Annotated in this window: 22 protein-coding genes; 2 read left to right on the top strand and 20 right to left on the bottom strand. The window is 39.2% G+C overall.

Annotation, left to right across the window (positions count from 1 at the left end):
• Nucleotides 1-35: 35 nt before the first annotated feature.
• From EL242_RS06615 to pheS, 13 genes are all read right to left on the bottom strand, one after another.
• A complete protein-coding gene (locus EL242_RS06615) occupies nt 36-2,198 on the bottom strand; it encodes a transglycosylase SLT domain-containing protein (RefSeq protein WP_126301994.1) in 2,163 nt (720 codons plus the stop codon).
• A gap of 102 nt (nt 2,199-2,300) precedes the next feature.
• On the bottom strand, nt 2,301-2,612 hold the full coding sequence (yciH, locus tag EL242_RS06610) for a stress response translation initiation inhibitor YciH (RefSeq protein WP_126301993.1): 312 nt from the start codon (nt 2,610-2,612) through the stop codon (nt 2,301-2,303).
• Nucleotides 2,613-2,694: 82 nt separating this feature from the next.
• Nucleotides 2,695-3,387 carry an orotidine-5'-phosphate decarboxylase gene (pyrF, locus tag EL242_RS06605; protein WP_006248559.1) on the bottom strand — a complete coding sequence of 231 codons (693 nt, stop codon included), beginning with the start codon at nt 3,385-3,387 and terminating at the stop codon, nt 2,695-2,697.
• A gap of 23 nt (nt 3,388-3,410) precedes the next feature.
• Nucleotides 3,411-4,607 carry a lipopolysaccharide assembly protein LapB gene (gene lapB, locus EL242_RS06600; protein WP_126301992.1) on the bottom strand — a complete coding sequence of 399 codons (1,197 nt, stop codon included), beginning with the start codon at nt 4,605-4,607 and terminating at the stop codon, nt 3,411-3,413.
• 3 nt (nt 4,608-4,610) lie between these two features.
• Nucleotides 4,611-4,898, bottom strand: coding sequence for a LapA family protein (locus tag EL242_RS06595; protein ID WP_172595351.1), 288 nt, complete (start codon nt 4,896-4,898; stop codon nt 4,611-4,613).
• 36 nt (nt 4,899-4,934) lie between these two features.
• Nucleotides 4,935-5,216: an integration host factor subunit beta gene (locus EL242_RS06590; RefSeq protein WP_006248556.1), complete on the bottom strand. Its 282-nt coding sequence runs from the start codon at nt 5,214-5,216 to the stop codon at nt 4,935-4,937.
• Between the two features lie 128 nt (nt 5,217-5,344).
• Entirely contained in the window at nt 5,345-7,012 is a 1,668-nt protein-coding gene (gene rpsA / locus EL242_RS06585) for a 30S ribosomal protein S1 (protein ID WP_126301991.1), read from the bottom strand.
• A gap of 92 nt (nt 7,013-7,104) precedes the next feature.
• Nucleotides 7,105-7,779, bottom strand: a complete 675-nt coding sequence (cmk, locus tag EL242_RS06580) for a (d)CMP kinase (RefSeq protein WP_126301990.1) — start codon at nt 7,777-7,779, stop codon at nt 7,105-7,107.
• An 8-nt stretch (nt 7,780-7,787) separates the two neighbouring features.
• Complete coding sequence (gene degS, locus EL242_RS06575) at nt 7,788-8,831, bottom strand: outer membrane-stress sensor serine endopeptidase DegS (protein ID WP_126301989.1); 1,044 nt, start codon at nt 8,829-8,831, stop codon at nt 7,788-7,790.
• A 15-nt stretch (nt 8,832-8,846) separates the two neighbouring features.
• Nucleotides 8,847-9,368, bottom strand: coding sequence for an NlpC/P60 family protein (locus EL242_RS06570; RefSeq protein WP_126301988.1), 522 nt, complete (start codon nt 9,366-9,368; stop codon nt 8,847-8,849).
• 38 nt (nt 9,369-9,406) lie between these two features.
• A complete protein-coding gene (locus EL242_RS06565) occupies nt 9,407-9,703 on the bottom strand; it encodes an integration host factor subunit alpha (protein ID WP_126302728.1) in 297 nt (98 codons plus the stop codon).
• A gap of 57 nt (nt 9,704-9,760) precedes the next feature.
• The gene (pheT, locus tag EL242_RS06560; protein ID WP_126301987.1) at nt 9,761-12,148 is read right to left on the bottom strand and encodes a phenylalanine--tRNA ligase subunit beta; all 2,388 of its coding nucleotides are present in this window, start codon (nt 12,146-12,148) and stop codon (nt 9,761-9,763) included.
• Nucleotides 12,149-12,195: 47 nt separating this feature from the next.
• A complete protein-coding gene (gene pheS, locus EL242_RS06555; protein WP_126301986.1) occupies nt 12,196-13,179 on the bottom strand; it encodes a phenylalanine--tRNA ligase subunit alpha in 984 nt (327 codons plus the stop codon).
• 225 nt (nt 13,180-13,404) lie between these two features.
• Here pheS and EL242_RS06550 point away from each other — a divergent pair, with 225 nt between their 5' ends.
• A complete protein-coding gene (locus tag EL242_RS06550; RefSeq protein ID WP_126301985.1) occupies nt 13,405-14,064 on the top strand; it encodes an NAD(P)H-dependent oxidoreductase in 660 nt (219 codons plus the stop codon).
• A gap of 59 nt (nt 14,065-14,123) precedes the next feature.
• On the opposite strand, the gene EL242_RS06545 is transcribed toward EL242_RS06550, so the two are convergent.
• From EL242_RS06545 to rplM, 7 genes are all read right to left on the bottom strand, one after another.
• Nucleotides 14,124-15,449 (bottom strand): L-cystine transporter, encoded by a 1,326-nt coding sequence (locus tag EL242_RS06545; RefSeq protein WP_126301984.1) that lies wholly within the window; start codon nt 15,447-15,449, stop codon nt 14,124-14,126.
• 98 nt (nt 15,450-15,547) lie between these two features.
• Nucleotides 15,548-16,300: a Zn-ribbon-containing protein gene (locus EL242_RS06540; protein WP_126301983.1), complete on the bottom strand. Its 753-nt coding sequence runs from the start codon at nt 16,298-16,300 to the stop codon at nt 15,548-15,550.
• Nucleotides 16,300-17,199, bottom strand: coding sequence for a cation diffusion facilitator family transporter (locus EL242_RS06535; protein ID WP_126302727.1), 900 nt, complete (start codon nt 17,197-17,199; stop codon nt 16,300-16,302). The genes EL242_RS06540 and EL242_RS06535 overlap by 1 nt, the downstream gene beginning before the upstream one ends.
• An 8-nt stretch (nt 17,200-17,207) precedes the next feature.
• Entirely contained in the window at nt 17,208-17,771 is a 564-nt protein-coding gene (locus EL242_RS06530) for an ABC transporter ATPase (protein ID WP_126301982.1), read from the bottom strand.
• Complete coding sequence (gene yaaA / locus EL242_RS06525) at nt 17,771-18,547, bottom strand: peroxide stress protein YaaA (protein WP_126301981.1); 777 nt, start codon at nt 18,545-18,547, stop codon at nt 17,771-17,773. Before yaaA ends, EL242_RS06530 begins: the two co-directional genes overlap by 1 nt.
• 105 nt (nt 18,548-18,652) lie before the next feature.
• Nucleotides 18,653-19,048, bottom strand: coding sequence for a 30S ribosomal protein S9 (gene rpsI / locus EL242_RS06520; RefSeq protein ID WP_006249344.1), 396 nt, complete (start codon nt 19,046-19,048; stop codon nt 18,653-18,655).
• Between the two features lie 16 nt (nt 19,049-19,064).
• Entirely contained in the window at nt 19,065-19,493 is a 429-nt protein-coding gene (gene rplM, locus EL242_RS06515) for a 50S ribosomal protein L13 (protein WP_006251543.1), read from the bottom strand.
• Nucleotides 19,494-19,791: 298 nt separating this feature from the next.
• On the opposite strand from rplM, the gene EL242_RS06510 reads away from it, so the two are divergent.
• Nucleotides 19,792-20,187 (top strand): YhcB family protein, encoded by a 396-nt coding sequence (locus tag EL242_RS06510; RefSeq protein WP_006248128.1) that lies wholly within the window; start codon nt 19,792-19,794, stop codon nt 20,185-20,187.
• Nucleotides 20,188-20,289: the final 102 nt, after the last annotated feature.

Below are 20,289 nucleotides of genomic sequence, written 5' to 3'. Positions count from 1 at the left end.
ATTATAGAGGTTCTACACAAAAACACAAGCATTTTTTAATATTTTCTTGTTAATTCCTCTTGATAGAACATTTTTAATCCATTTTTAGCATTTATATCGCTATAGAGCATTTGATAATAGTAGTCATACGCCAGCACATTTTGTACATAGCCTCTGGTTTCAAAAAATGGAATACTGGCAATAAATTCGTCCATTGCTAACTGTCCGTTACTCCTTTTCAGCCACTGCTCGACACGCCCTGCTCCGGCATTATAGGCAGATGCGATTAAAATCCGATTATTCGGATATTTCTCATTTAACTCCATTAAATGGGTTGTGCCTAACATAATATTGTTAAACGGCTGAAAGAGATCATTTCCATCTTTGAATACTAAACCGTTATCCTTTGCCGTTTTCTGTGCGGTAGTCGGTAACAACTGCATTAAACCTCTCGCATTGGCGTGCGATTGAGCCTGAGCATTCCACGCACTTTCTTGACGAGCAATCGCCTGAGCAAATGTTTTGCTGATTTTTTTATCTTGCAGATGTAAATCAAACCAATCCGAATAGGCATTCGGTAATCGTAAATCAAGATAATCAAAGGCTTTTGTTTGAATCGTACCTTCCACCGCCAAATCATACCAATTTTTATCCTTAGCGTATTTTATTAGAGCTAATTGGATTTTAGTTGGTGTATTTTCCCCCGCTTCCGCTTTAATACTTTTTAGCCAGTCAATCCATACTTTTCTTGCTTGTTCAAACTGCCCTAGCTCTCGTAACTCTTGAATACGCACTAATTGGTTTGCATACAATTCAATCTGAACCTGCGTCAATTCAGGTACTTCGAGCATTGGGATTTGGTAAATAATGCCTAATTGTTGAGCAGCCAACATAGCATAGAAGCCTCGCTCTTTAGCTAAGTTTTTAAAATCAGCTTTACGTTTCGCTTCATTTTTCTCCTCTTTCGCTGCCCAATAACGCCATTCTGCTTTACCTTTCGCCTCAGTTGAGAGTAAATCCAACCACTCCTTTAACGCTGTTTGTTGCCAAATTGCCATTCGCAAACGGCGTTCGGTTAAATTGTCCGCCTTGAGCAGCTTAATTTGCTCATCACGCCAAAGCTGGAATGTTGGCTCTGGGTTATCAAAAAGCCGAGTGATAAAGGCATTTTTCCAGCTATTCATTTCCTCATTGGAAAATTGATACTTCTCCGCCCACGCTTGGTATTGCTGGAAACTCGGGTTCTCCATATTTTCCGATAAAGTTCGCACATATTTAGCAAAGAGTTGCTGAATAATCGCTTTATTCTCAGCATAAAATGGGGAATCAAGCGGTTGATTTTCGATAAAATTTTGCAAATCTGCCGGATTATTCGCTACCTTTTCAACGGAAGATAGCCAGATTTTCAAATTCTCATTGTTTACATTTGCCGCTAAATTCGCCAATTCCGCATTTGCATTTTGTTTAATTAATTCGACCGCTTTCAAACGCATTTTTTCATCGGTTTTAACCCGCTGATCCCGCCAATAACTTTCTAAATTCGCACAATCTGACGTTAATTTCGGCGTAGCAAGCCAAAAACGATCAAACTCTTGCACTAAGGCAAACAATTCCGCATTTTCTGCCTTTTGCTCAGCAACTTGAGAGACTTCCGGATTAATTTGAGCTTTGTTTGCTACCAGTTCATAACGAGCAGAAAATAAACGGCATTGGTCTGCTAGATGACTTGGTTTAACATTTTCGGCATATTGCAACAACTCTGCAAATTTCTGTTCACGATAGAGCAGCTCAAACATCAAGTTCTGTAACTGCCTTTGATACAAAGAATCAGGATATTTTGAAATAAATGCTTTAACTTCACTTTCTGTAGCTTGTTTTAACGTTATTTTAGCATTTAGCAGCTTCCATTCAGCTTCCATCTCCAACGGATAAGCCGCTAAGGTTAGTAATAAACGCTGAATTGTCTGCTCCGTTGAAAGTGATAAATTCTTCTGACTAATCGCTGCATCTGCCAAATAATTAATTTGCTGAAAATTTTCTCTCTGTTTTAAACGCAAATTTTCTGCATACTGTAGCTCTTTTTGATAAATCGCTAACCAATCATTTTTTAATTGTTTTAATTCTGTTTCAGTATAACTTTTTGATGGTTCTTTCCCGGTTCCTACCGCAAAAGCATATTGGCTTGCTAAAAATACAGCAATCAACGTTTTCTTCCACATTAGTTTTTCTCCTTAATCGTGAGTTTTAGGCAGAAAAGTAGGAATGAAGTTTCAAATAAAATGAAGTTATTTAAAAACTGCCAGCTGATAATTGTTTAAAACTCAACCACCTGCCAGTTTCACTTTGAAACCTTTCTGTTCTAATATTTGCTTAATGAATTCTCGATTATCGCCCTGGATTTCAATTACTCCATCTTTAAATGAGCCACCACAACCCAATTTACGTTTAAGCTCTGAAGCAAGAGAATTTAAGGCTTTATCCTCTAAATCAAGACCGGTGATAAGGCAAACACCTTTCCCCTTTCTACCGCTTGTTTGACGTTGAATACGCACAATACCATCCCCTTTAGGGCGTTCTTCTTTTATTACTTCGGACTTTATTCTGCCTGTTTCCGTTGAATAGACTAATGTCATTTACAAATTTTTCCTCAAAAATAACCGCTTGTTTGATTAAAAAAGGCGGAAATTTTTCCGCCTTCATTAAAAATGCAATGAATTAACTGATAGATTGGTTAATAGATTTTAATACCGCAAGCGGATCTTGAGCTTGGGTAATAGGACGACCAATAACCAAAAAATCTGAGCCTGTTTCTACTGCTTGTTTGGGTGTCATCACTCGGCGTTGATCCCCAAAATCTGTTCCTTTTGGCCGGATTCCTGGGGTCACTAATTTAAAATCTTGACCACAATGGGTACGTAATACCTCAACTTCTTGTGGAGAACATACCACGCCATCTAAACCAGCCCGTTGTGCTAAATGTGCTAAACGAATAACTTGTTCCATCGGCGAAGCATTAATACCTATTTGAAGCAAATCCAAATCTTCCATACTGGTTAGAACCGTCACTGCAATTAATAATGGTGCCTCTTTGCCATAAGGCTCCAAAATTTTCTTTGCCTCTTCCATCATGGCTAAACCACCAGAAGCATGCAAGTCAACCATCCACACACCAAGATCAGCAGCAGAACGTACTGCTCGAGCAACCGTATTTGGAATATCATGATATTTTAAATCAAGGAATACATCAAATTTACGTTCGTGTAATTGTTTGACAAAATTTGTGCCTAAGGTTGTAAACATTTCTTTGCCTACTTTTAAACGACAAAGCGACGGATCGACTAAATCCACAAATTCTAATGCTTCACGTTCAGTTTCATAGTCTAACGCAACAATTACTTTATTGTTCATATTCAATTCCTCAGATTCTTTCTTTATTGAATAATACCTTCGATACTTTGTACCGGCTTAATTTTTTCCCATTGATTACAAGAAGGACATTGCCACATTAAGCGATAACTTTGATAACCACAATTCAAACAGCGATATTGGAAGCTGCGTTTTATCTGATTTCCCACCATATTATGTAATAAAACTAAGCTTTCTTTACCATTTCCTTCCTCCGCAAAATCTGCTTGATAGCGAATAAAGCGGTGAAAAGTAATTAAATTCGGATAAGTACTCAACTGCTGGTATAGTTTAGAATGTGCAGCATTGATACCATCTTTTTCTTCAATAAATTCAGTTAAAGCAATATCTACACTACTATTATGTTTTACTCGGTTTGCTCGAATGAGAAATAATTCATAGCCATTTAAATCCTCAAGAGCCATATAGCTTTGCTTAATTCGTCCAAGCACTTCGCTAATATAATCAGGGTCTTGCACAAGAATCTGCTCGAAATAGCTTAATGCTCTTAGATATTCTCCCTCTTCTAAATAGAAGTCACCTAACATTATAGAAGCTCGAGTGGATTGAGGATAATATTCTAACGCTTTATTTAAGGATTCAATAAATAGCGCTTTATCATCAAATTTAACTCCTTGCGCATATTCACAATAAAAATGTGAAAGCGGTATTTTATCTGTATCTGGCTCTATTCTAAGCCGTTTTTCTGCAACATTAATCGCTTTTTTCCATTCTCTGGTTTTTTGATAAATAACGGCAAGCTGTGATAAAGAATATTTAGCAAACTCAGGTTCATCAACTAATGAAATGTAATAATTTTCTGCACGGTCATAGAAACCTGCAACCATAAAGTCTTTAGCTAATTGCTGTTTTGCTAATAATTTTTGTTCAAATGAATAATGAGGGCTATTCACTAATGTTTGGTGAATACGTAAGGCGCGATCTACCTCACCTCTTGAACGGAAAAGATTACCTAGGGTCAACTCCGCTTCAAATTGGGATTCAGACGCAATATGATTTTCAGATTCTTGTTTTTGTAACATAGAGAGGAAAAGGTCTACCGCCTTTTCCTGCTGATTAGATAGAAGAAAATTTAACCCCGTAACATACTCACGAGAAAACTTATTACTAACGGTTTCTTGATCCTTCTTTGCACTACGTTGCCCCATATACCAGCCATATAGTGCTGCAATAGGCAATAAAAGGAACAATAATTCAAGCATTGATTATTCAGCCTTTGGAGTCGTTAATTCAGTTATTTGCTGAGCTTGGCGTTTTACACGACGATTTAAAGCAACGTTTTGAAGCTTAATTTTTAAGTAAAAAATACCCGTTATCAACCAACCAAGAATCAATCCCAAGCCAAATAAAATCGCAACTAACGTTGATAAGCGTAATTCACTCTGAGCAAAAATATAGTTAAAGGTGATAAGTTGATCATTATTGGCACCAATCGTAACAGCGACAATAATAACTGCAATCACAATTAAAATACCTAAAATATACTTAATCATATAATCTCCTTACTGCGATTATTGAATTAATAAGACTTAAAGCAAATCGACTCTCTCTTTTAGATCTTTACCTGCTTTAAAATGTGGTACATATTTAGCGCCTAAAAGAACACTTTCTCCTGTTTTGGGATTACGACCTAAACGCGGCTGCCGATAATGTAGAGAAAAACTACCAAATCCTCTTACTTCTATCCTTTCACCTTCTTCTAAAGTAGCCGTTAACTGCTCTAAAAGCTCTTTTACACAATGCTCCACCATTTTAATTGGTAAACTTGGATTTTTAGATGCTAAACTCTCAATTAATTCAGATTTAGTCATATTATTTCTACCAAAAATTAATTCTATTTTGAATAATCATTTATTATGAAAATAAGCATTCAAAATGGCATTTCTAAGTTTAAATGGGTATGTTCAAAACATACCCATTTTAAATTAGTCTATACTAGTTATTCGCCTTTAGCTGCTTTGAAAGCTTCAGCAAATGCATTAGGTACAACAACTTCCTCTTTGTTCACTTGTGCAATTGCTGCTGATTCTTCAGCTTCGTTTTTTGCACGAACAGATAAGTTAACTACGCGAGATTTACGATCAACGCCGGTATATTTCGCTTCGATTGAATCGCCAACAGAAATAACAGAAGTGATGTCTTCTACACGCTCAGCAGTTGCTTCGTTTGCACGAATAAATGCTTCAACGCCGCCTTCCAATTCAACTTTAACGCCTTTAGCATCAACTTCTACAACTTTACCTGTTAAGATTGCACCTTTTTTAGTAGCATCTACAAAGTTTGTGAAAGGATCAGATTCTAATTGTTTGATACCTAAAGAGATACGCTCTTTTACTGCATCAACTTGTAGAACAACTGCTTCTACTTCATCACCTTTTTTGTAGTTACGAACTGCTTCTTCACCTGAAACATTCCAAGAAATGTCAGATAAGTGAACTAAACCGTCAATACCACCTTCTAAACCGATAAAGATACCGAAGTCAGTAATTGATTTGATTTTACCTGATACTTTATCATTTTTGCTGTGAGTTGCCGCAAATTGTTCCCAAGGGTTTGCTTTGCATTGTTTTAAACCTAATGAGATACGACGACGTTCTTCATCAACTTCAAGTACCATTACTTCAACTACATCACCTACATTAACCACTTTAGATGGGTGAATATTTTTGTTTGTCCAGTCCATTTCTGAAACGTGAACTAAACCTTCAACACCGTCTAAAATCTCAACGAAGCAACCATAGTCAGTTAAGTTAGTTACTTTACCAGTTAATTTGCTGTTTACCGGGTGGTTTTCAGCAATTACAGCCCAAGGGTCTTGACCTAATTGTTTTAAGCCTAATGATACGCGAGTTTTGTCTTTGTCAAATTTTAATACTTTAACAGTAACTTCATCGCCTACATTAACCACTTCACTTGGATGTTTAACACGTTTCCAAGCCATATCGGTGATATGTAATAAACCGTCAACGCCACCTAAATCTACGAATGCACCGTAATCAGTTAAGTTTTTAACTGTACCTTTAACTTCAGAACCTTCAACTAAGTTTGCTAATACCGCATCACGATCTTGGTTGCTTTCTGTTTCGATAACAGCACGACGAGATACTACTACGTTGTTACGTTTTTGATCTAATTTGATTACTTTGAATTCGTACTCTTTACCTTCTAAGTTTAAAGAATCACGAACCGGACGAGTATCAACTAATGAACCTGGTAAGAACGCACGAACACCGTTTAATTCAACAGTGAAACCGCCTTTTACTTTACCATTTACGAAACCGATAACTGTAGCTTGTTCTTCAAATGCTTTCTCTAAAGCAATCCAAGCTTCGTTACGTTTTGCATCACCACGAGAAACTACTGTTGCACCAAAACCGTCTTCTACAGCTTTAAGAACAACATCTACTTCATCACCCACTTGAACTTCTAATTCACCTTGAGCGTTAGTAAATTCTGAGGCATCAATTGCAGATTCAGATTTAAAACCTGTATCAACAATAACTAAGCCTTTTTGGATAGCAACAACAGTACCTTTAACAACATCACCTAAACGTGGTGTAGCTGCAAATGATTCTTCAAGTAGTTGAGCAAACGATAATTCTGACATAATAAATCTTCTTAAAAATAAACATCCATCTAACGTCCTGTTAAACGGGGTTGGTAATAAAAGCTAAACAATTCCTGTGTAAAGCCGACAAACTAAAATTTAATGTATTGAGAGATGTGATTTAACGCTTGGTTAATCACCTCTTCAATGGATAAATGCGTTGAATCTAAAAGCAACGCATCTTTAGCCGGAACAAGAGGTGCAACCGCACGATTTCTATCGCGAAAATCACGTTCTTTTATCTCAGCTAAAATCTCGTCAAAGTTAGCATTAAATCCCTTTTCTTGCAACTGTTTTACACGTCTTTTTGTGCGTTCTTCGGCACTTGCATCTAAAAACAGCTTAATTTGAGCATCAGGAAAGACAACTGTCCCCATATCTCTGCCGTCAGCAATAAGTCCTTTTTCTGTACTAAAAGCCCTTTGACGTTCTAACAATGCCTCTCGAACCCGAGGAAACGCAGCCACTTTCGATGCGTTTTGCCCAGCTTCTGCACTGCGGATCTGATCGCCGACATTTTCTCCGTCTAAAATTACTCTAATTTCGCCATTTTCAGGCAAAAACTGAATATCGAGGTAACGGGCTACTTCGGCTAATTTAGCCTCATCATCAAGTGCAATTCCTTTTTTAACTGCACTTAATGCAGTAATTCGATATAAAGCACCTGAATCTAAAAAATCAAACCCTAATTTTTCAGCCAGTGCATGACATAACGTTCCTTTACCTGCACCACTCGGCCCATCAACTGTAATCACTATTTTTTTCATTTTCTACCCTATTGAGTCTGTAACTCAGTAATAGTTACATCAAAGTTAAGTAATTGTTCATCACGTTGAACCAATACTTTTACTGTAGTATAAGGTTTCATTTCAGCGAGTTCTTCCATCATTTGAGAAGGAGAGAACGCCTCAATATTTCCAACTTTAAGCACTAAATCACCTGCTTGAATCCCCGCTTTTGCTGCTGGCCCATTTTTGTCCACATTAGCAATGATCACCCCTTTTTCATAACCTTGCATTTTTGCAGTGTCAAGCAAATCTGTACTTACCCCAAAATAGCCACGAATAACTCGGCCATCTTTAATGATCTTACTCATAATCTGATTCGCCAGATTAATGGGAATCGCAAAATTTAGCCCCTCTGACAATTCATTCGTATTTTTACCGAAACGCAAAGTGTTAATACCTATTAGCTCACCAGCAGTATTAATTAAAGCACCACCTGAGTTCCCTTGATTAATGGAAACATCCGTCTGAATAAAATTTTGTCTACCACTTTCTGTTAAGGTTTTTCGCCCAATAGCACTGACTATCCCTTGCGTAATGCTCTGTCCTAAATTCAAAGGATTACCAATTGCCAACACCACATCGCCAATTTGTAGTTTGCGCTCTGGATTTTGTGGAATAGTAGGTAAATTCTCGCCCTCAATTTTCAAAACAGCTAAATCAGTTAAAGAATCATCGCCGACTAATTTTACATTAGTCGAAATAGCACCGTTTTGCAAAGCAATCACGATTTGATCCGCATCTTCAATCACGTGCCTGTTAGTTAAAATATAGCCATCCCTACTCATAATCACACCCGAACCTAAATTCTTAACTTCAAACGTTTCATTTTCAGAACTAAAATTTCGGCTATACACATTAACCACTGCGGGGGAGGCTATTTTAACCGCTGCATTGTAGCTCACAATCTCTTTTTGGGTGAATGCTGATAATGAAAACGAACTCCCTTTACTCTGAATAATTGGAGCTATAAACAAAATTAAAATTGCACAAAAAAGTCCAAATATGACCGCTTGTCCGATTTTTTTCAGCATGTGTGTTACCCTAAATTATAAACGACGAGCCTGCCAGAACGCTTTAGACCAATATGGTGAATCCAAATCGGAATAAATCACCCCGCCCTTTGTTGAGGCGTGAAGAAATTGCCCATTTTTTACATAAACACCAACATGTTTCCCATTTGGACCACGCCCTGTCTTGAAAAAAACTAAATCACCTGTACGCAATTCGTCTTTGGATATACGCTCACCAGCCTTAGCCTGCTCTGTAGTGGTTCTCGGCAAATCTATCCCAAAAAGATCTTTAAAAGTGACTTGCATAAAACCAGAACAGTCAATCCCAGCCTTGCTATTGCCACCTAAACGATAGCGAGTACCTTTCCATTCGTGCTGATGTTCACTTAATCGACTAATTGCCATAATAGGATCAGAAAGGTCTGATTGGTATATCGAACGATAAACTTTACTTTTTACTTGAGACTTAGAGGTTGCATCTGAACTTGAACAAGCCACTAACATCGCTGTAGTAGCTAACAAACAACCTAAGGAAAGCCACCGTTTGGTTAATTTCATTTATTACTCCACATTAAATCTAACTAAGATAACTGCCTCTATGATTGGGATCTAGCTTGCTCAATACGTTCTCGTAATTTTTGCCCAGCTTTAAAAACTACTACTCGACGGGCTGAAACAGCCACATTTTCCCCCGTTTTAGGATTTCTTCCTGGGCGAGCTTTTTTCTCTCTCAGTGAAAAATTCCCAAAGCCAGATAACTTCACCTCCTCACCATTTTCAAGAGAAGAACGAATTTCTTCAAAGAAGAGTTCAACAAATTGCTTAGCAACACGTTTTTCTAATCCGAATTTTTCGATGAGGTTTTCTGCAATTTCAATCTTAGTAAGCGCCATCATTTATCCTTAGTTTATTGTTATGGCTGATAAAATAAATCAGCCATATTTTACTGATTAATCACGAAGTACCGCATTGAAACGTGTCGCTAATTCAGCTAATACCGCTTGAATTACTGCATTAATTTCACTTTCTTCTAAGGTTTTTTCATTATCTTGAACCGTTAAGCTAATAGCTAAACTTTTCTTACCGCTTTCTAAATTTGCACCACGGTAAACATCAAATAAATTGAGTGCTACTAATTTATTTCCACCGGCTTTACGACAAGCGTCTAGCACCTCTCCAGCAGGAACGGATTCATCAACGACTACGGCAATATCACGGTTATTTGCAGGGAATTTAGAAATTTCGCCCGCTTGTGTCACCGGACGCTCTGCAATGGCTGAGGCTAGAATTTCACATACAATCGGTTTACCTTTGATACCCAATTTTTGCACGATTGATGGGTGAACAGTACCAATAAAACCAATTTCTTTGCCATCAAGCATAATCGCCGCTGATTGTCCCGGGTGTAATGCTGGGAACTGTTTTGCGACAAATTGCAGATCGTGACGAATAGAGGTTAAAGAAAGAATGCGTTCAATATCCCCTTTTAAATCAAAGAAATCAGCCGCTTCTGTTTTATTTTCCCAATGTACCGGACGTTTATCTCCTACAATCGCTGCACCAAAAACAAATTCTTGACGCATGCCTGATTCTGCATTGTTATCCGGAATAAAACGTAAACCTGCCTCAAAAATACGTACACGGTTTTGCTGACGACTTTGGTTATACACGATAGTGTCCAATAAGCCAGTTAAAAGGGAAACACGCATTGCAGACATTTCACTTGAAATCGGGTTTGGCAAAATTAACGCTTCTTGTTGCGGGTGCAATAGTGACTGTTTTTTCGGATCAACAAAGCTATAAGTAATCACTTCTTGGTAATCACTATCTACCAATGCCATACGAATACGGTTGGCTTCCAGTAATTTTTCCGGCGTACCTTTCATCGTTAAATGAGCCAGCGGCGAGTTATTCGGGATACTGTTATAACCGTAAATTCGAGCAATTTCTTCAATTAAATCTTCTTCGATTTCAATATCAAAGCGCCAACTTGGTGCGACAGCCGTCCAACTGTTATCGGTAAATGTGACGTTCAAGCCTAAGCGGGTCAAAATATCCATTACCGTTTCATCGTCAATATGATGACCAATCACCGAATCTAATTTACTGCGTCTAAGCGTGACAGTATTGCGTTTTGGTAGATTTTCTTGGCTCACTGCTTCCACAATTTCGCCCGCTTCACCGCCACAAATTTCCAATAATAACGCAGTTGCACGCTCCATTGCTTGACGAGTTAATTCCGGATCAACTCCACGCTCAAAACGGTGTGATGCGTCGGTATGTAACCCATATTGACGAGCGCGACCGGTAATCGCTAACGGAGCAAAAAATGCAGACTCTAACACCACATCTTTCGTATTCTCGCTCACCCCGCTGGCTTCGCCACCGAAAATACCTGCCATTGCCAATGCCCCTTTGCTATCGGCAATCACTAAGGTATTCGATTGTAATTTAGCGGTTGTTCCGTCCAGCAATACCAATTCTTCGCCTTCTTTTGCCATACGCACTTGAATGCCGCCTTCAATTTTTTCCGCATCAAAGGCATGCATTGGCTGCCCTAGTTCTAAAAGGCTTAAGTTAGTAATATCAACGATTGGATCAATTGAACGAATCCCACAACGGCGTAATTTTTCTTGTAACCAAAGTGGCGATGCCGCTTTGACATTTACATTTTTCACCACACGAGCTAAATAGCGAGGGCAAGCCTCCGGTGCTTGTAATTCTAATGAAACTTTATCTGAAATCGTGGCTTTCACCTCTGTAATGGTCGGTGCTTTCACATCAGCACGGTTAATCACCCCAACTTCACGGGCAATACCGGCAATGCTTAAGCAGTCTGCACGGTTTGGAGTGAGGCTGATTTCAATTGCCACATCATTTAAATTTAAATATTCGCGGAAATCTTGACCGATAGGTGCATCAGCTGGCAATTCAATAATACCGCTGTGATCTTCTTTAATGCCTAATTCTGAATAAGAACATAACATTCCTTCTGAAGGCTGACCACGCAATTTGGTTTTCTTGATTTTGAAATCGCCTGGTAGCACTGCACCATCAACGGCACAAGCCACTTTTAAACCTTGGCGACAGTTTGGTGCACCACAAACAATATCTAATAAACGCTCACCGCCAACATTCACTTTAGTCACACGCAATTTGTCGGCATCCGGGTGCTGGGCACATTCTACCACTTCACCTACAACCACACCTGAAAACGAACCCGCTACCGGCTCTACATCGTCAACTTCTAAACCTAACATGGTAATTTGGTCGCATAATTGCTCTGTGCTAATTGCAGGGTTTACCCATTCACGCAACCAAGATTCATTGAATTTCATTATTTCTATCCTATTTGTAAAATTTTCTAAATTTTTAACCGCTTGTATTACTTAAATTGTTTTAAGAAACGTAAGTCATTTTCAAAGAATGAACGTAAATCCGTGACATTGTATCGCAACATCGTTAAACGCTCGACCCCCATACCCACAGCAAAACCGCTATATTCTTCAGGGTCAATTCCTACATTACGTAACACGTTCGGGTGTACCATACCGCAACCTAGCACTTCCAACCATTTACCGTTTTGACGCATTACGTCAACTTCCGCAGAAGGCTCGGTGAACGGGAAGAATGATGGGCGGAAACGCACTTGTAAATCTTCTTCAAAGAATGCTTTGAGGAAATCGTGAATTAAGCCTTTTAACTCGGTAAAGTTCGCTTTTTTATCCACATATAATAATTCGATTTGGTGGAACATCGGTGTGTGGGTTTGGTCGTAGTCATTACGATATACACGTCCCGGTGCTACAATGCGGATAGGCGGTTTTACATTTTCCATTGTACGAATTTGCACGCCTGAAGTTTGAGTTCTTAATAAACGATTAGCATCGAACCAAAACGTATCGTGATCCGCTCGAGCCGGGTGATGAGCCGGAATGTTTAACGCATCGAAGTTATAGTAATCGGTCTCAATTTCAGGCCCGTTTGCCACCGTAAAACCTAACTCAGAGAAAAATTTCACCACACGTTCAATGGTAATAGAAACCGGGTGCAGACCACCTAGTTCGGTTTTACGCCCCGGGAGTGAAACATCAATGCTTTCGTTAGCTAATTTTGCATTTAATTCTGCGGCTTCTAAGGTTTCTTTTTTCTCGTTTAGTGCATTTTGTGCGATTTGTTTGGCGTCATTAATTTTTTGCCCAACCGCCGGACGTTCTTCTGCCGGTACGTCACGCAAGCCTTGCATTAAGGCAGTAAAGTGACCTTTTTTACCGAAATATTCCACTTTTAACGCTTCTAATGTGGCAATATCGTTTGCTGCATTAACAGCCTCAACTGCCTGAGCAACTAAACCCTCTAAGTTTTGCATTCTATCCTCTAAAGTTTTACTGATTTAAAATTGCAGAGATGATAATACTTTAGCAAAAAAAAGTAAATCAACGGATTCGTTAAATGATTGATTTTTAAGGTAAAGCAATTTTAAACAAGCGGTCATTTTTACTGATTTTTTTGCAAATCATTACAGCCAAATTCGCATTCTTTGTAAAATCGGTTATCATTAATCTATCCATCTCACTCATAAAAGGAAAAAACGATGTTTAATATTAGCAAACAGCAAGTTTTAGATGCTTTTCACTTCCGTGCCGCTTGCCGTAGTTACGACCCAAACAAAAAAATCAGCAAAGAAGATATGGATTATATTTTGGAACTCGGACGTCTCTCGCCAAGCTCTGTCGGTTCTGAACCGTGGAAATTTTTAGTGCTGCAAAACCCGGAAATCCGTCAGAAAATTGCTCCGGTTTCGTGGGGAATTAAGCACCCGATGGAAGAAATGAGCCATTTAGTCGTCATTTTAACTAAAAAGAATGTTCGTTATAACACCCCATATATGCGTGATATGTTAGCTAAACGTGGCTTAACCGATGAGCAGATTGAAGCTTCATTAGTGCGTTATAAATCATTCCAAGAAGAAGATATGAAATTACTCAGCGAACGTGAAATATTTGATTGGAGTACCAAGCAAACCTATATTGCATTAGGTAATATGATGACCGGTGCAGCACTGATTGGTATTGATTCCTGCCCGATTGAAGGTTTTCATTACGATACCGTAAACCAAATTTTATCGGACGAAGGCTTATTTGACCTCAACGAATACGGTGTATCTTGTATGATAACGTTTGGTTATCGTAACAAAGAGATTAAGAAAAAATCCCGCAAGCCAACCGAAGAAGTGATCGCGTGGATTGAATAATCACCTTAACTTATAAAAACGGGCGAATTAATCGCCCATTTTTATATCTTCCATTTTGACTACTCGGCTTTAACCCATTTATTGGTTAATGTGCCAGCCACCATTGCACCATTCACGTTTAATGCAGTGCGAGCCATATCAATAATCGGCTCAACTGAAATGAGCAAGCCTACTAATTCAATTGGCAGATTCAAGGTTGATAGCACCACAATCGCTGCAAAAGTTGCACCACCACCCACACCGGCAATACCAAATGAGGAAATTGCCACCACTAGAATTAAGGTTAAAATATAGTTTAAGCTAAACGGATCCATACCTACTGTTGGAGCAACCATCACTGCCAACATTGCCGGATAAATTCCCGCACAGCCATTTTGCCCGATGGTTGCCCCAAAGGTTGCAGAAAAGTTGGCAATCACACTGTTATTACCTAATTTATTGGTTTGCGTCTCAATATTCAGCGGAATGGTTGCCGCACTGGAACGAGAAGTAAAGGCAAAACTTAGTGTCGGCAATACTTTTCTGTAGTAATCAAACGGATTGATTTTTGCCACAAAGAGTAAAATGCCGTGCACAATAAACATCAAACCAATCGCAATGTATGATGCCACAATAAAGCTACCCAAGTTTACAATATCGCTCCATTGAGAGGTTGCTGCCATTTTGATCAGCAACGCAAATACGCCATAAGGGGTTAAGCGAATCACAAAACGGACTAAACGCATAATCAGTTTATTTAAGGTCTCCACACCTTGTGCGATACGTTCGCCCAACGCTTTATCTTCTTTGCCTAAGCTCAGTGCAGCAATGCCTAATAAAGCCGAGAAAATAACCGTGCTGATAATCGACGTTGGGTTTGCCCCAGTTAATTCTAAAAACGGATTTTTCGGAATGAAAGAAAGCAACATTGCAGGCACAGATAAGTTGCTCACCTGCTCCGCACGCCCTACCACTTTCTCTTGAGCAGCAAGCTCACGAGAACCGGCAACCAACCCTTCGGCAGATAAATCAAACAGATACACTAACGCAATACCAATCGCCGCTGCAATCGCAGTGGTTACTAATAGCACAGACAGTACACTAAAACTGATTTTGCCTAAAGATCCTGCCTCTTTTAAACGGGTAATTGCCGATAAAATAGAGACAAACACCAATGGCATTACGATCATTTGTAACAAACGAACATAGCCGCTGCCGATTAAGTTAATCCAATCAAGTGTGGCATCAATGGTTGCTTTTTCGTAAAAAGTTTGCAAAAAAGCACCGCTTGCAAGCCCCAACACTAAGCCGATAAACACGGTTTGCCCGAGTTTTTGAGTAGATTGATAGATTTTGGCTAACAAAAATAAAATTGCTACAAAAATAGCTAAGTTAAGAATAAACACAGAGCCTCCAACATAACTGCACAAAGTAAAAATGCGATAAGATTATTCCTCTTATCGCATTAATTCAAGACAATTTGTTACTTAATTATAACCAAAAGTTATAACAACTCCCAGCTCAGGTTCGAAATCAAACGGCAAGGCTCACATTTAAAATGGAAAATCTCGTGCAATGGCTCAGTTAGTTTCCATTCTCCACCACAACAAGGGCATTTACGCTCGTATTCACTTTCATCATTGCCTAAGCGGTAGAGGTAATAAAAAGTTGGGATATGCGTTTTCTGCTCAATTTGCCAACAAAGATCTCGACCAATCATCGCAAGATCACTTGTTTCATCACTAATCTGAGCGAGAGCCTGAGCTTCCAACACCTCGCCTTTCATTTGCAGCAAGTCACACGCCTGCCAATTTTGCTGCCATTGCAGAACGGCTTCGCTAAGTGGCTGATCCTGTAAATAATATAACGGAATCGGAGCAAACTGCTCTCCGTTATAAAGCGGCGAGCAAGTATCTAAATGGGTAGTATATAATATTTGAAACGCTGGCGAGCGGTTATCACTACTTTCTTCGCCCTGATAATCTCGCCCTACGATCTCAAAACTTGCAAAATTCACGCCAATTTCGACCGCTTGTTGCAATGCTTCCTTTACTTCATCGCTATTATATTGTGGCAACAAGCTTTCTTGTGTCGGCACACACACACGAGCTTGAAACTCATTTTGGTGAAAGGCAATCGGCATTTCTCTGCCAATGACTTGCCCGTTATATAACCACTGATTTAAGACTTGGCTGATTGCCGTCACCGGATCTTGCTCAAAATTATGGTAGCTGAAATGCACGATTGCCAGATACATTAAATATTCTCCGCCATAAATTCTTGTTTGACCACCGTAGTCGGCTCTTGATGAATGATAACGTGAGACATTGGAAATGCCGCCAACAATTTCTGCTCAAGACTATCGGTGATCTCGTGAGCCACTAGCAGGGTTAAGTGATCGTCTAATTCCAAATGCAGTTGGATAAAACGCACCGCACCGGCACGGCGAGTTAAAATATCGTGAATGCCTAAAATGTTCGGGTGTTGCGAAGCAATCTGTTTTATCTGTTCAATTTCTTCATCGGGCAAGGCTTGGTCTAGCAAAGTTTGTACCGCACACCAAAACATTTTCACTGCATTAAAGGCAATGTAGAGGGCAATGCCTATTGCAAAAACTGCATCAGCGTATACAAAACCGGCACTATTAAGCAACATTGCCACTAAAATTGCGGCATTCATTAATAAATCGGTTTGATAATGTAACGAGTCCGCTTCAATCGCCGGACTTTTCGTAAGCGTGACGACATAACGCTGATAAAAGACTAAAAGTGCAGTAATCACGATTGACGCAATACTGACAATTACCCCAATATCAGATTGAGCAATTAATTCCGGATTGGTCAGTTTATGGAAGCCTTGTAGCAGCAGGAAAACCGCCGAGCCGGAAATAAATGCACTTTGAGCAAGTGCCGCTAAAGACTCCGCTTTGCCGTGCCCAAACGCGTGATTCTCATCTGCCGGTTGCAACGCAAAACGCAACACCAAAATATTAGTCAGCGAAGCAAACAGATCTACTACCGAGTCCGTCATTGCTGCCAAAATTGAAATCGAGCCGGTTTTCCACCACGCAAAGGCTTTAATCACAATAAGCAAGATCGCAACAATAATCGCTAAATTTGCGGCTCGTTTAACTAATTTACTGTATTTTTCGTTCATTAACTGCATTATTTACTGCATTGGACTTGCCAAGCAAGTTGGTTAAATTCAAGAGAAAGTCTGGCGATTTCGTGACTGTAAGCGGTCAAATTTGGCAATTTTTTTGCAACCGCCTTTCCGACTTCTCGTTTATCTGCAAATTGTATCTGGCCATAACCACAAGCTAAATTCCGCCCACGGGTTACTTCCAACATCACATCATTAAAGCGTTCTGTCGGTGGGTAAATCACACCACTGCGTAATTCATTTTGTTCGATAACAACCTCTGCTTTTATGTTCGGCTGTTTGACAAAACCGGCTTGGCGGAATGCGGCTCGTTGCTCTAAAGTTTGATTTTTACTGTTTTTATCTAGGAAAAATAAAATCCCTTTTTGCCAATTTTCCGGATTTTTCTCACTGTTTTCGGGCAAGTAAAGCAAATGTTGCATTTCGTCAATTTGGCTGTGCGTAACTTTCACAAAATTATCCTGCCCAAAGCGAACAACATCGGGCATAGCAAATTGTGAGACATTGGTTGCACACCCGGCCAACGAGAACGCAACGAAAACTATCCCCTTTTTGATAGCCGACATTATGCCTGTTCCTCGCGCTTAAAGACCAGCTCGTTTTCGCTAGAACTATCCGCATCAAACCAATAGCCGCCGTAGTTAAACTGTTTGAGTTGTTCGATATTAGTCGGTTGGGTTTCTAATATAAAGCGAACCATCATTCCACGGGCTTTTTTCGCATAGAAACTGATGACTTTATATTTGCCGTTTTTTTCGTCTAAAAACACCGGTTTGATAATAGTTGCATTCAGATTTTGCGGCTTAACTGCACCATAATATTCATCAGAGGCAAGATTAACTAAAATATTATCGCCCTGTTCATCAATCGCTTGCTGCAAGTGTTCAGTAATAATATTACCCCAAAACGCATAAAGATCTTTGCCTTTTGGATTGGCTAATTTAGTACCCATTTCTAAACGATAGGGCTGCATTAAATCTAACGGTTTCAATAAGCCATACAAGCCTGAAAGCATACGCAAATGTTGTTGAGCGTACTCAACTTGTGCTTTGCTTAACGTTTCTGCCTCTAGCCCGGTATAAACATCACCTTTAAAGGCAAAGAGTGCGGCTTTGGCATTTTGTTCGTTATGCTCAGGCTGCCACTCCGCAAAGCGAGCCACATTTAGAGCAGATAATTTATCGCTAATTGACATCAAACTGCCGACTTCAGCAGGTGAAAGCTGTTTACAAATATCAATTAATTCTTGGCTACAAGCGGTCAAATTTGGTTGAGAAAATGCAAAACCGTCGATTTTTGTTTCAAAATCAAGTGTTTTGGCAGGGGAAATAATGGCTAACATAAATGCCTCTATTAAATGTTTAATCAGGAAGAACAGGACTATTTTACCACAGTCATAAAAACAAAAAAGGCAGGAAACCCTGCCTTCTTGAAAACGAAAATAAAATTAACGTTTTGAGTATTGTGGACGACGACGTGCTTTGTGTAAACCCACTTTTTTACGTTCAACGCGACGTGCGTCACGAGTAACGAAGCCTGCAGCACGAAGTGCTGGGCGTAGAGTTTCATCGTATTCCATTAATGCACGTGTGATACCGTGACGGATCGCACCCGCTTGACCAGAAATACCACCACCTTTAACAGTGATGTAAAGGTCTAATTTATCAGTTAATTCAACCAATTCTAACGGCTGACGTACGATCATACGAGCTGTTTCACGACCGAAGTAAACTTCAAGTGAACGTTGGTTGATAGTAATGTTACCTGAACCCGGTTTGATAAATACACGGGCTGAAGAGCTTTTGCGGCGACCTGTGCCGTAGTTTTGATTTGCTGCTGTCATTTTTATGCTCCGTGAATTAGATATCTAAAACTTGTGGTTGTTGTGCTTGGTGATTGTGTTCTGAACCTGCGTAAACTTTTAATTTACGGAACATTTCACGACCAAGTGGACCTTTTGGTAACATACCTTTCACTGCGATTTCAATCACAGCTTCAGGACGACGAGCAATCATTTCTTTGAAGGTTGCATCTTTGATGCCTCCTACATAGCCAGTGTGCCAGTAGTAGATTTTGTCAGTTTGTTTTTTACCTGTTACTGCTACTTTGTCTGCATTGATCACGATGATGTAATCACCGGTATCAACGTGTGGAGTGTACTCAGGTTTATGTTTACCACGAAGACGGCGTGCCAATTCAGTCGCTAAACGACCTAATGTTTTACCCGTCGCATCTACTACATACCAGTCACGTTGTACTGTTTCTGGTTTTGCTACAAAAGTTTTCATTAATTAAATACCAAATTTAAAGTTTAAAACCCAATACCTCATTGAGGTATTTCCTATTATTTTACGGTGAACCCGACCCCTTCGAGTCTGATTCAGACCAAACTTGTGTGGCGGGAAAAACCACACAAAAACAGGGTTGCGAAATTATACAGAGGTTTCACTTAAAAATCTAACATTTTTTGCTGATAATCTTTCAAAATTGAACCTATATCACATTTTAATCATTTGGAGCTTTTCAAATAAAAAATGAAATGTTAAAAATAGTAGTAATCAATCACTAAAACATAAGGAGTTTATGATGGAACAATGGACAACAGATGTTTGGGCAGCCATTATGGCAGCATTTATTGTAGGTGCTGTAATAGGTTGCACTCTAGTTAGAGTATTTAACAGTAGTGTCAGAAAACAGCATGAACTGGAAAAAGAGTTGAAACAAACCAAAACTCAAGTAGATGAGCAAAAACAAAAACTTGAACAACACTTTGAGCAATCAGCCCAATTACTTTCAAGTTTAGCTTCTGATTATAAAAAGCTTTATACCCATTTAGCACAAAGCTCTGAAAAGCTATTACCAGAAGCATCAAAAAATATTACCTTTTTCCAACAAACCAAGTTACCTATTCCGGCAGAAAAAACGGAAGAAGATCAACCTAGAGATTATTCCGAAGGTTCATCTGGCTTACTGAAATCATAAAACTAAAAATTGAATATTTAGTTTTACTAAAAGGCACTTAGTTTAAGGATTGATTCCGTTGGAATCAATCCTTTATTCTAAACCGCTACATTAAGCAGTTAA

Origin of the sequence: Mannheimia haemolytica (assembly GCA_900638155.1) — a bacterium.
GTDB classification, from domain to species: Bacteria; Pseudomonadota; Gammaproteobacteria; order Enterobacterales; family Pasteurellaceae; genus Mannheimia; species Mannheimia glucosida.
The sequence above is the reverse complement of the archived record's forward strand: the minus strand, read 5'-3'. Positions and strand labels throughout refer to the sequence as shown.